At 58.2% G+C, this 11,792-nt stretch carries 9 protein-coding genes; 3 read left to right on the top strand and 6 right to left on the bottom strand.

Annotated elements, in window-relative coordinates; translation table 11 throughout:
- Positions 1 to 112: 112 nt before the first annotated feature.
- From ABSG47_RS17855 to ABSG47_RS17845, 3 genes are all read right to left on the bottom strand, one after another.
- Positions 113 to 1,612 carry an aldehyde dehydrogenase family protein gene (locus ABSG47_RS17855; RefSeq protein ID WP_424171060.1) on the bottom strand — a complete coding sequence of 500 codons (1,500 nt, stop codon included), beginning with the start codon at positions 1,610 to 1,612 and terminating at the stop codon, positions 113 to 115.
- A gap of 215 nt (positions 1,613 to 1,827) precedes the next feature.
- Positions 1,828 to 4,479 carry an ABC transporter permease gene (locus ABSG47_RS17850; RefSeq protein ID WP_424171059.1) on the bottom strand — a complete coding sequence of 884 codons (2,652 nt, stop codon included), beginning with the start codon at positions 4,477 to 4,479 and terminating at the stop codon, positions 1,828 to 1,830.
- Between the two features lie 10 nt (positions 4,480 to 4,489).
- A complete protein-coding gene (locus ABSG47_RS17845; protein ID WP_424171058.1) occupies positions 4,490 to 4,822 on the bottom strand; it encodes a PadR family transcriptional regulator in 333 nt (110 codons plus the stop codon).
- Between the two features lie 265 nt (positions 4,823 to 5,087).
- On the opposite strand from ABSG47_RS17845, the gene ABSG47_RS17840 reads away from it, so the two are divergent.
- Both ABSG47_RS17840 and ABSG47_RS17835 read left to right on the top strand, forming a co-directional pair.
- Positions 5,088 to 6,203, top strand: coding sequence for a DNA polymerase III subunit (locus tag ABSG47_RS17840; protein ID WP_424171057.1), 1,116 nt, complete (start codon positions 5,088 to 5,090; stop codon positions 6,201 to 6,203).
- A 331-nt stretch (positions 6,204 to 6,534) separates the two neighbouring features.
- Positions 6,535 to 6,873: an Hfq-like protein gene (locus ABSG47_RS17835; protein ID WP_424171056.1), complete on the top strand. Its 339-nt coding sequence runs from the start codon at positions 6,535 to 6,537 to the stop codon at positions 6,871 to 6,873.
- Between the two features lie 185 nt (positions 6,874 to 7,058).
- On the opposite strand, the gene ABSG47_RS17830 is transcribed toward ABSG47_RS17835, so the two are convergent.
- The gene (locus tag ABSG47_RS17830; protein WP_424171055.1) at positions 7,059 to 8,297 is read right to left on the bottom strand and encodes a hypothetical protein; all 1,239 of its coding nucleotides are present in this window, start codon (positions 8,295 to 8,297) and stop codon (positions 7,059 to 7,061) included.
- A gap of 63 nt (positions 8,298 to 8,360) precedes the next feature.
- Between ABSG47_RS17830 and ABSG47_RS17825 the strand changes: the two genes are divergently transcribed.
- Entirely contained in the window at positions 8,361 to 8,882 is a 522-nt protein-coding gene (locus ABSG47_RS17825) for an Lrp/AsnC family transcriptional regulator (RefSeq protein ID WP_424171054.1), read from the top strand.
- Between the two features lie 111 nt (positions 8,883 to 8,993).
- Here the strand turns inward: ABSG47_RS17825 and ABSG47_RS17820 are convergent, their stop codons facing one another.
- Positions 8,994 to 10,034: an L-threonylcarbamoyladenylate synthase gene (locus tag ABSG47_RS17820; RefSeq protein ID WP_424171053.1), complete on the bottom strand. Its 1,041-nt coding sequence runs from the start codon at positions 10,032 to 10,034 to the stop codon at positions 8,994 to 8,996.
- Positions 10,035 to 10,178: 144 nt separating this feature from the next.
- On the bottom strand, positions 10,179 to 11,165 hold the full coding sequence (locus ABSG47_RS17815) for a sigma-54-dependent transcriptional regulator (protein WP_424171052.1): 987 nt from the start codon (positions 11,163 to 11,165) through the stop codon (positions 10,179 to 10,181).
- Between the last annotated feature and the right edge of the window lie 627 nt (positions 11,166 to 11,792).

The raw sequence follows: 11,792 nt of genomic DNA, 5'->3' as shown, positions 1-11,792 counted from the left end.
CCTGTAACCTGCGGAAACAAAACAGCTTCGGAAACAATGCTGCACAGGATAACTCCTGAAATCGCCTGGAATCGAAGACTGTGCAGCCAGCCGGAAGGAAGCCGGCGACGCTCTAAAGCGCAATCGTCACCGCTTTGGTTTCGAGGTAGTTGTGCAGAACCTCTTCGCCCATCTCGCGACCCCAGCCGGATTGCTTGTAGCCGCCGAAGGCCAGTGAGGCGTCGAAGACGTTGTGGCAGTTGACCCAGACGGTTCCGGCGCGCAGGCCGCGGGCAACTTTGTGGGCGGTGGAGAGATTTTCCGTCCAGACGCTTGCCGCCAGGCCATAGATGGAATCATTGGCCTTTCTTAGAATCGCGTCGATGTCTTTGTCGGAAAAAGGCGTGGCGCAGACGACGGGTCCGAAGATCTCTTCATCGACGACCTTCATGCCGGGATGCGTGTTGGTGAGTACGGTGGGTTGCACAAAGTAGCCGTGGTCGGATTTCTTTGCGCCGCCCGCCGTTACTTTTGCGCCTTCATTTACGCCTGATTCGATGTACCCGAGAACCTTGCGGTACTGTTCATCGCTGACGAGCGGGCCCATCTGGCATGAGGGATCGAGGCCCGGTGCCACGTTGATGCCGGAGGCAACTCTGCTGACGCCTTCGACGACTTCGTCGTAGATTTTTTCATGCACAAAGAGACGTGAGCCAGCGCAGCAGCACTGGCCGTGGTTGAAGAAGATGGCTGACGCTGTTCCCTGAATGGCGTTGTCGATGCGCGCATCTGGGAAGACGAGAACGGGAGATTTGCCGCCGAGCTCGAGGGAAACTTTCTTGAGATTGCCTGTGGCGGCTTTGACGATGAGCTTGCCGACTTCGGTTGATCCGGTGAAGGCTACCTTATCTACATCGTCATGCGAGGCGAGCGGCGCGCCGGCTCCTTCACCGAAGCCGGTGAGGACGTTGACTGCGCCGGGAGGCACGCCGGCCTCATTGAGAATTTGCGCGAGGCGCAGGCCGGAGAGCGGAGTCTGCTCAGCGAGCTTCAATACGACGGTGCAGCCGCAGGCGAGCGCGGGTGCGAGTTTCCATGCGGCCATGAGCAGTGGAAAGTTCCAGGGAATGATTTGTGCGACGACGCCGATGGGCTGGCGGAGGGTGTAGGAGTGGAAGTCGCCGGGAAAGGAGATGGGAAAGGTTTTGCCGGCGATCTTGGTGGTCCAGCCGGCCATGTAGCGGAACATGTCTGCGGCGAGCGGAACGTCGGCGACACGAGCGACTGAGAAGGGCTTGCCATTGTCGAGCGATTCGATCTCGGCGAACTCGTCGTTGTGCTTTTCGAGCAGCTCCGCTACGCGCCAGAGAATGCGTCCGCGCTCAGAGGGCGAGATGCGCGGCCAGGGGCCTTCATCGAAGGCTCGGCGAGCTGCGGCGACGGCGCGGTTGACGTCTTCGGCCTCGGCTTCGGGGACGTGGGTGATGATCTCGCCGGTGGCGGGGTTGTAGACGGGGAAGGTTTTGCCGGAGGCGGCGGAGACGAAGCGGCCGTCAATGAGCATCTTGTGATCGGCAGTGACAAAGCCAGCTGTGGAGTGGCTGACGCGGGGGTCGATTGCAACAGTTGCCATGAAAATACCTCGTGTTTCCGGCTGCGGCGAGCCGGAGTTATGCACGGGGGAACATTAGCACCGGGCGCGGAGAGTTGGCCAGCGGGGGTGAGTAAATTTATGCCGAAGCGATGCAATGCTGCTGAAAACCGGGCAGTGGGTCCGTTTGAATCCACAGGGTTAGATCGGTAGCTTCCGAGTTGGCGGCGATACGCCCGCAGTTCATTCTGGCTTGCTTATTCCTCGCGCAACAGCATTGCGGGCATTGTCGCAAGGGCACGGCGCGCCGGACCAAATGCCGAAAGAAGCCCGATTCCAGACATGGTGAGAGCTACGGCTACGATGACGACCGGATCGAAAGCCGACGCCTGATACACAATGCTTGCAATGACGCGGCCGCTTGCGAGTCCCAACGCCAGACCTGCGATTGAACCGGAAGCGAGAAGCACAAACACACGCCCCAGAGCTGTCCGCACTACATCCCGATGCCTCGCTCCCAGTGCGACGCGAATGCCGAATTCGCGCATGCGCCGCGAAACCGTATAACTCGCAAGCCCGAAGATGCCCGTGATAGCCAACAGGATGGCGAACGCGCCGAGTATTCCCAGTGCAATGGTTGCGGCACGCTCAGGCAGCATCTGAAAACTCAGAGTATCCTGCCACGGCTCGATTCTGAGAATGGGCACTGCCGAATCGACATTAGCAATGGCGCGGCGCATGGCCGGGATCATGTCGGCAGACGGCCGAAGGGAGCGTAACAGCAGGACTGTGCTGGTGTCCGCGTTCTGTGCGAGCGGCCAGAAGATCGCCGGTGTGGGGTCTTCCATGAGAGTTACATATTTCCCGTTTTCCACCACTCCAACGACGAGCATGGGTTTGCCGTCGCCAGTGGGAAACGTTTTGCCCACGGCATCGGCGGTTCCAAAGAGTTGCTTGGCGAAAGTCTCATTCACAATGGCGACCGATGGCGCTTTGGCATTGTCGTTGGTGGTAAAGTCGCGACCGCGTAACAGGCGAGTTCCGGAGGTGTGGAGATAGCCGGGGCCCACGTGGTAATAGCGGGCGACGAATTTTTCCGATGCGGCATTAAAGGAGGTTGTGCCGGGAGCAAAGATGGACATGCTGCTCTGGTTGGCGCTCAGAGGGGTGCTATTCGAGAGCGACTCGCTTTCCACTCCCGGAATTTGCCGCATGGCATCGAGCATGCGCTGCTGTGCTGCGGCGGCATTGGCAAGGGTGTATCCAGCAAGCTGGAGATCGGTCTCCGCCAGCGTCACATTTTCAGGGTCGACGCCCAGGTTGATCTGAAATGTGCGCGCGAGCCCGCGCAGCGCGACGAACGACGATGTGACGAGCAGGCAGCAGAGAGCAATCTGGACGGCAAGTAGGATGTCGCGCAGGCTGAAGCGGCGACCGGCAGCGGGCGCAATTGCGGATTTGAGCGTGCGATTGGGATCGGTGCGCCAGATCTGGCGCGCGGGAAGCAGCCCGAAGAGGACTCCGGTGAAAAGCGCGAGTGTAAAGGAGAAGAGATACACCATCGCGCCCGGATTCATGGCGAACTCGAACGGGAAATCAGTGCTGGGACGCCAGGCGGTGAGGGCGCGCAGGATCATCATGGCCAGCAAAGATGCGGCGATGCCTCCCAGAAGCGCAATCACGACGGATTCGGTGAGAAGCTGCCGCAACAACCTTGCGCGGCTGGCTCCGATGGCGATGCGGATTCCGAGTTCGCGCGCGCGATCGGTCATGCGGGCAGTGAAGAATCCTGCCAGGTTCGCGCAGGCCGCAAACAGCACCAGCAATGCCATCAGCATGATGCCGATCAGGAACGCATGCACAGGGCCGCCGATGACATCCCCGAACAGGCCGGGCTGCGAAACACGCACCTCGAGGTCTTTATCGGAGTCGGGATATTGCTGCCGGATATGCGCGGCAACATCGGCCAGATCGGCATTGGCCTGTGCGGCTGTGACGCCTGGCTTCACGCGACCCGCAAGCCATCCGTTATGGTCGCTGCGATACTGGAGCCAGTTGTAACCTTCGATCTCCGGTTCGTCCGCAATTGGCAGCCAGATTTTCGACCAGATCAGGCGCTCCGTTCCGTAAAAGCCGCGCGGCGCAACGCCGATCACGACAAACGGGAGTTTGCTGATTCGGACAGTTTTGCCGATGATGCCGCGATCGCCGCCGAACTGCGTTTTCCAGCACTCATAACTGAGGACTGCGGATGGGTCGCCATTGATCTTCGTATCACTCGATGGAGTGAAGAAACGTCCCAGTGCCGGTTGGACTCCCAGCATTTGAAAATAATTGCTGGAAACCTCATAACCCCACACCGGCTCGGCGTGACCGCCGGAATCAAGGCCGACCCGTGCCAGGCGCATCAAGGCTATGCTGGAAAAGGCCTGGCTGCGGTCACGCATGTCTACATAGGTGGGAAAGGAGAACGAGAAGCTGTTAGCATTGCGACCCTGAAGGGAATAGACTTGCTCCGGCTGTGGCACGGGCAGCGGATTCAGGACGACGGCGTTGAGCACTCCGAATACGATGACATTGGCGCCGATTGCCATGGTGAGCGTGAGCAGCGCGGTGAGCGAAAATCCGGGTGAGCGAAGCAACTGCCGCAGCGCATAGCGTAAATCCTGCCATAAGGTCTCAATGCCGGTGCCGGCGCGATCTTTCCTCACTGACTGCTTCACATTCTCGATTCCGCCCATCTCTGCCAGCGAGATGCGCCTTGCCTCGGCCTCGGAATTGCCGGACGCGACTCTCTCATCGGTGAGCATCTCGGCATAGGCGCGCAATTCGGCATCCAACTCGCCTTCAACGCGCTGTTTGTGCAGCAGATTTCGCACGATTCCACGGATACGCGAGCCAGGTCTCATGGTGCTTCTCCTAAGTGGCTTTCAGGGCATTCGCCATCGCCTGGGCAATCGTTGCCCACTGTTCGGTTTCGATACCGAGTTGGCGTTCCCCTGCCTTTGTTCGCTTGTAGAATTTCGCTCGCCTATTATTTTCAGACTCGCCCCAGAACGCGCTCAGCCATCCGGCTTCTTCCATCCGGTGAAGGGCCGGAAAAAGCGATCCGGGCTTGACCTGGAATGTTCCATGCGTGATCTGCTCGATCCGACGCGAAATCCCCAGGCCATGAAATTCACCCTGCCCGAGAGCTTTCAGAATCAGAAGATCGAGAGTTCCCTGGAGGAGATTGGTTTGATTCTGTCCCATCTGATTGTTCCTATCGATTTTCTGTATGAGTATTGCTCTATCCTCTATAGAATGTCAATAGGAGAGCTGCAAGAGGTTTGCAGATTCTTTCCAATGCCTGCGGGCGCATTTTCCGAACGCGTTTGATTCGATGGGTTTCTGGCCGATCCCCTGAGATTCAGCACCCGCGCAATGCGGGAGGGAAAAGTTCATACGGCATGTCTTCGGTGCAGGGTACCAGCAGTGGTGCGTTGGCCTATGCACGCCTATGCTCTAGACTCGATAGGTGAGCTTCAGAGAATTTCTGGGCAATACGGCGACCGTGACGCGGCTGCGTGAGAGCATCGCGGCGGAGCGTGTTCCGCAGTCGATGATTCTGGCCGGGCCGCGCGGGGCGGGGAAGTATACGCTGGCGCTGATGCTGGCGCGGGCGGTGAATTGCAAGGGCGGCGCAGATGGCGGCCCGATCGAGACAGATGGACTGCCGGATTTCTGCGGGCGATGTCTCAATTGCGTGAAGATTGGCGAGGCGGCGAATCTGGACGAAAAGGTTGCCGAGGCCGTGGAGGCGCGCGAGGATCTGCGCGAGACGGATAAGAAGGAGACGAGGATTCTTATCCAGACGCATCCGGAAGTGTTGGTGATTCCGCCCGATCCTCCGCAGTTGCTGATTAAATTGGGACAGGTTCGGCAGGTGATTCATGCGGCGTATTATCGGCCTCCGGTGGAGGCGCGGCGCGCATTTTTCATTTTTACGAGTGCGGCGTTTATGAAGGAGGCGGCGAACAGTCTTCTTAAGGTGTTGGAGGAGCCGCCGGCCTACGTGACGTTGATTCTGCTGTCTGAAAATCCTCAGGAGCTGCTGCCGACGATTCGTTCGCGCGCGGTGACGCACCGGCTGGGTGCGTTGCCCAGTGCGGAACTGGAGGCACTCCTGAGTGCGCGCAGGCCGGAGCTGAAACCCGCGGAGCGCGCGCTGGTGGCACGGCTGGCTGAGGGCGCGGTGGGGCGAGCGCTGGGCTTCGATCTTGCGGCGTGGCTGCAGAGCAGGCAGGATGCGCTGATTCTTTTGCGGACTGCACTGAAGGAACCGGATTACTCCTCGCTGTTTCGCGCGACGGAGACGTATCGCGCCGGGGCCGAAGGTCAGGAGAAGACGATGAACCTGCTGCGAGCGCTGGGCAGTCTCTTTGAGGATTTGCTGCTGACGTATGCGGGTACGCCGCAGCTTGTGCGGAATATCGATATGGCGAGCGAGCTGGGGCAGCTTGCGCAATCCATCAGCGTGGATTGGCTGGACGGGGCGGCGTATGCGTTGGGGCAGGTGCAGAGCGGAATGCGCAGGAATCTGCTGCGGTCGCTGAGCCTGGATGCGATGGCGCTGAGCCTGCCGGAGCGCTGAGATTCCAATGAGCGCATCGTTAGTGCTGAAAACACAAGCGGCGGAAGGGATTGGTGCTCAGCGCGTTCGAGTGCAATGGAAGTTCGCGCTGTGGGAATTTTCACATGCCTGCGCGCAACCCGGCGTAACGCGTGGGCATCTCTTTTAGTAACAAGTTTTCCACGAATCGAGAGCATCATGAGGAGGCCTCAGCGCTGCCGCAGGTTTTCTTTGTCCTTGCTGCCGGTATTGGAGAGCGGGCTTTATCGATGCACGAGTTTGCACAGCCTGCGTTGGAACTATAGAACGCGATTTCCCGTCGATAGAGTAGAGGAAAGAAAGGATCAGCTTTATGAGCGGACAAGCTATTTTTCCCAGTGTTGTCGAGGACGGTATTGCAATCCAGCCGGAGATCGCTGCGCCGCGCAAGCGCCGTAGCATAGCACCGATTTCATTGCGGTTGCCCGAGTACCAGGAGCAGTTCGCGCCGTTGCATCACGCGGAGCTTTTTTACCTGCAGAAGCAGATTCAGTCGCAGACGCCGATGGTGATTGTGATGGACGATGGCGAGACGATTGAAGGCTGCATTGAGTGGTACGACCGTCATGCGCTCAAGGTGCGTGGGCGGTCAAGGATGCTGATTTACAAGTCGGCGATTAAATATATGTATAAGCAGGGCGAGAACGGCTAAAAGGCTGTATTTTTCAAACAGCGCTCTATACCGGTTCAATTTCATTAGATCGAATTTATTTCATACCATTATTTGCTATGAGGGCCTGTGCGGAAGTTGCGATTAAGTTATATGAAATGAGTTCTTTTGGGCTTAATTATACGCAGATTTTCTGAAAGAAATTTTGCATGAGGGGCTGTCGGGATTCACCGGATACTGCCTGGCGATTGCATCAGGTTACGGAGCTCGTCCGGGTCGTAGAAGAACGGATTGGAATCGCGTTCGGAAATTTTTTGTGGATTGACTTCGTCCGCCATCAGCCCATCTTTCATGATCGCTGCCCTCCGCTGGAGTTCGCCCATGTAATCCATGTCGAGGACAATATGCGCTGGTGTCGGTTCATTCAGCAACAAATCCCTGGGGCCAAGATAGAGATAAGCATCCACTTTTTTCGACAATTTAACTTCCGCTTCGGCCGGAATTTCTGAGAATGTACCTTTCACTGGAGCCGATGCTGCCGGAAGCTTACCGCTGGCTGCCGGGCCGAAGAAGAAGTTTCCGGTACTGTTCGTAATGTCCAGCAAGTCTGCGAGCCATGTGCCCTTCAACTCCAGCACAAGCGATGGAACGGTCCAGGACGCCATGCGCGCCTCAAACTGGTTGTTGTATTTCTCCAGAGGGCTCCAATTTCCGAACCCCGTGTGATCGGCAATCACCAGAGTCACGCCCGGATAATTCTGCTCATAGAGACTGACAGCCGTGTTGCCGACGTGATAGAGATGAGCCGTGCCAAAGAGCATGAGTGCTTTGCGGTGTTTTGAGAGCACTTCCTTTTCCATGACAGAGGCAATGCTGGGGTCTCGCATCAGGTATTGTCCGCGTCCGAAGTCAACAGGACTCTTGATTTTGCTCCAGTCAATGGGTGGATCGCACGCCAGCACGCGGAGCTTCTTCTCTGATGGCAGCGTTTGATTGATTCTGCGGATCAAAGGGAAAAGCTCCTCGTAAAAGCTGGACAAGCCGCACATCGACTGCGTGGTGTTACGCCAGACCTGCTGCACTTCCGACAAGGGGACATCGGCGCCCGCAATGTATCGATCAAGGGTAGGCTGATAGAGCGAATTGCCGCACTCCACGGCGATCATATTTATCTTGCCTGGAAAGGCAGGATTGCTGACGAGATGGAGAATGAAATCATCGAGATTCTTGTTGCCGTGCGCTGCGCCCATGGCAACAACTTCGTAGTTGTTGAATGCAGCGAGAAGAGTTTCTTCGGCATTCTGAGGCTTTGGATCGGTTCCCTTGGGATGCGGAGCTGGCATGTCGATCGGGCCCTGAAGCGGCAGCGCAATTTTGCCAGGCTCTTGCGCCGTCCCCGCCGCGCCTGGGAGCACCATCAAAGACAGAAGCACAAGAAGAGTGCCCGGCGTTACAAGTTTTTTCATTGAATCTCCTCTTCTTAATTTTATTCTGTGAGTAGAAGATATAACGAGATAAACTCTTGTGATATGGATAATTTTGTGAGTTTATTGCGAATATTGGCTTCAGGATCAGGACAAACTGCGGAAAATATTGGATTGGATGCATCAGACAGAACAATTCTCGGTGCCCTGTCCCGAAATGCCAGAACCAGTTATCGCGATTTGGCAGCGCTGGCGCATCTGAGTCCGAATGCAACGGCGGAGCGAGTACGACGCCTGCAGGAGCTGGGTGTGGTAAAGGGATTTTGCGTCGAGATCGAGCCTTCATCGCTTGGCCTGAACCTCCAAGCCTTCATCGACGTGAAATTGCAAAAGGGCACAACAATGAATTCCTTTGAGCGAACCCTGGCAAGGATCGCTGGTGTGGAAGAAGCTGTATCGATGACGGGGGCGTTTGATGTCCGTCTTCGCGTGGTCTGCAAAGACCCTCATCAATTGGGTGAATTGATCGAGCAGCTTCGCACTCTGGCGGGGGTTCAGGAGACCAGCGCGACTGTAATCGTGAAGCGGCTGAACTTGAGGACTGGGAATCGCGTGGTGGAAGCTTAACGAGATGATACGTTGTGCGGGCTCAGCCTGTTTGAAACACTGCCCTTCGCTTAGATCCGCAGATTCTTAAAACAGCCGATGCATGGTAAGCGATGTGTTGAAACTTGACACCTAAAGACTCTCGTTCTTCCAAGCGGCTTTGCGGAGGCGGTCGCGAAGCGCGGCTCCAATGCCTTCTGCCACTGGAAGTGGGCACAGGATGAGATTGCAGCCAGCGGCATCGAGCGCGCGGAGGCCGGCGTAGAGGTGCGCGGCTAGCTCTTCCGGTGCGGTCCAGCTTCCCCAATCAAAGATCGTGGCGTGCAGCGGGGCAGACTGCGCGAATTCGCGTGGGAGCAGAATGCCGAGGTATGCCTGTTCATGACTTTGCGCGTGATTGGCAGCGGCGTGGGCGAGTGCGGCGGGCAGGTCTGCATCCGGTGCTTCGATGAGAATCAGGCGCGCGCACGGTGCGTAGTGGCGAATGCCGACGCCAGGTGATGGCAGGCTCTCCGGGCTTTCGCTTTTTGGAGGGGGTTCGTAGAAAAGAGTTGCGCCTGCTACTGCGCGAATCTGTTCCAGTGTGACGGCGCCGGGGCGGTAGATGACGATGGGGCTCTGCGTGGGATCGAGGACGGTAGACTCGACGCCGTGGAGCGTGGGCCCGGCATCGACGACAGCATCGATTCGACCGTCCAGGTCCGCAAGGACGTGCTCCGCGGTAGTTGGGCTGGTGTGGCCGAAGCGGTTGGCACTGGGTGCGGCGATGGGTACGCCTGCGAGACGGATGAGCTCAAAGGCTACGGGATGCGCGGGCATGCGCACGCCTACGAGTGGACGGCCGGCGGTGACGGAGTTGGGAATCACAGAAGAGCGGGGTAGAAGGAGCGTTAGTGGGCCAGGCCAGAAATGGTCGATTAGAACCTGAGCGTCGGGTGGAATTTCTGTAACGATTTGAGGGAGCGTGGCTGCGTCTGAGATGTGGACAATGACCGGGTCCCAGGCGGGACGCTGCTTTGCGGCGAAGATGCGGGCCACGGCTTCGGGGTCGAGCGCGTTGGCGCCGAGGCCGTAGACGGTCTCCGTGGGGAAAGCTACGAGGCCGCCGGAACGAAGTATTTCCGAGGCGCGGGCGAGGTCTTCCGGCGTGCTGGTGAGCCGCAGGGTTTGCACAGCTCTATCTTCTCAGGATTGGCTTCGCAGGACTTGCCTTTGTTTGATCCCCACTCATGCGCGATAAAGCTGCACATGAGTGGGGCGCCCGAATTATGGATGGGCACCCGCGCACTCGCGTCTCGGAGCAGTGAAGAGTATCGCCTAATTGGCGAGGATGGATTCGCTGCCGAGCAGGCGGTAGAGCGTGGAGCGGCTGATGCCAAGCTGGCGCGCTGCACGGAGCTTGTTGCCGCGGTTGAGATCGAGGACGTATTGCACGTGGCGCTGAATCACGTCGTCGAGTGTGAGCGGGCCGGATTGCGTGCCTGCAAGAGCATCGTGTGGCATCTGGCCGGGTGTGGGGAGGGCCAGGTTGGCGGGGAAAATAGTGTCGCTGGTCGATTCAAGGATGGCGGCTTCAAGCACGCTGGCCAGCTCACGCACGTTGCCCGGCCAGTTGTGCTGGAGCAGGCGGGCTAGTGTGCCGGGCCCGAGCGAGACGGGCCGCTGTTGATAGCGGGCGCAGAGGCGGTCGAGGAGGGCCTGCGCGATGGGTGCGATGTCTTCTTTCCGCATGCGCAGCGCGGGAACAGCAAAGCGGCAGGCGGTGAGACGAAAGGCGAGGTCGGGAAGGAACTGGCCCTGACCAGCCATCTGACGGATCGAGGCCTGCGAGGAGGCAACGATCAACAAGCGGGGCGAGCGGTCTTCCGCGCTGTGCTGCGGATGGCCGGGAAAGGCGTGGCGCTGTGGTTGCCGGCTCTCAATCGCCTTGAAAACATTCAGCAGCAGGGCCTGGCCTGGAGGCGTGAGCAGGTCTGCGCGATCCAGATACAGAAAGCCGGAGAGCCTGGCGGGGTCAAGATCGCTGAGCAGCCACTCGCGCGCGTCATGGCGCTGAAAGACGGCGCGTGCCAGCGGCGAACGGCTGAGGAGATAGCGGGCGAGGGTCTGCTTGCCGGAGCCCTGCTCGCCTTCAATGGAGGCAATCTGGAGATGCGGCGCGGCCATTTCAGCCTGCAGGAGGAGTTTGCGCCACCCAGAGCTGATGCCGGTGACGTGTGCGTTCTGTGACAAATCGTTCCCCGCGTCATCCGGAAGGGCAGGAAGCTGAGAAAGGTAGGGAATGGAGTTATGTTGTGTGCTCAACTTGCCTGCCTCCGATACAGATGGAGCGCCCAAAACAGGGCCCTGTGGCCGGGAAACGGCCAACAGGTGTTTCATCGGCGGGCAGGGGAAGAACGTTAGCGTACTAAGAACCAGGAGAATAAGGACTAAACAACCAGTGCAGAAACAGGAACAGCCACCGGCTATGCAAGAGCAAGCCGCGCTGGGCGGAGAAGTTGAAATCCGGGAGGCGCGCTGAGTTATCCTGTGCAGCGCGCTCTCGGAGGTGGTTTGTTTTCCGCGGGTTGCGGGAGATGTCACAGTTCTTATAGAAATCTTCATGCGATCTTTATTCCGGGACTGTGCAATTAAACTGTGCTGGGCTTGAAACGCGAAGAAAAGTTGAAATCGCACTGAAAAAGGTGCAAAACGGCCACGGCCCGAACCGGTTAAGGTTCGGGCCGTGGCTTTTCTTCTGCTGATTATTAGTAAAGCACAAATGGGGTTAATTGCATGCAAACTTTCTGGAGGGTAGGACGTTACGAAAGGGCATTGGACGAAAGTAATGGCCACGCTCAGGGGACTGAGTGTGGAATCGGCTGTGGCGGTATCCCATGTCCAAAGCAGGAACCTTTCTGCTGCGCTCAGGGCAGGCTATGGGCCCTCGGC

It is taken from the genome of Occallatibacter sp. (assembly GCF_049510455.1).
In the GTDB taxonomy this organism is placed as follows: Bacteria; Acidobacteriota; Terriglobia; order Terriglobales; family Acidobacteriaceae; genus Telmatobacter.
Note: the sequence above shows the minus strand (reverse complement) of the source record. Positions and strands in the feature narration are given on the sequence as shown.

Bases quoted from the DNA above. Each gene is read 5' to 3' on its own strand.
- ABSG47_RS17830 (WP_424171055.1), bottom strand. From the start codon at position 8,297: ATGAAAAAACTTGTAACGCCGGGCACTCTTCTTGTGCTTCTGTCTTTG.
- ABSG47_RS17845 (WP_424171058.1), bottom strand. From the start codon at position 4,822: ATGGGACAGAATCAAACCAATCTCCTCCAGGGAACTCTCGATCTTCTG.
- ABSG47_RS17850 (WP_424171059.1), bottom strand. From the start codon at position 4,479: ATGAGACCTGGCTCGCGTATCCGTGGAATCGTGCGAAATCTGCTGCAC.
- ABSG47_RS17825 (WP_424171054.1), top strand. From the start codon at position 8,361: ATGGATAATTTTGTGAGTTTATTGCGAATATTGGCTTCAGGATCAGGA.
- ABSG47_RS17855 (WP_424171060.1), bottom strand. From the start codon at position 1,612: ATGGCAACTGTTGCAATCGACCCCCGCGTCAGCCACTCCACAGCTGGC.
- ABSG47_RS17835 (WP_424171056.1), top strand. From the start codon at position 6,535: ATGAGCGGACAAGCTATTTTTCCCAGTGTTGTCGAGGACGGTATTGCA.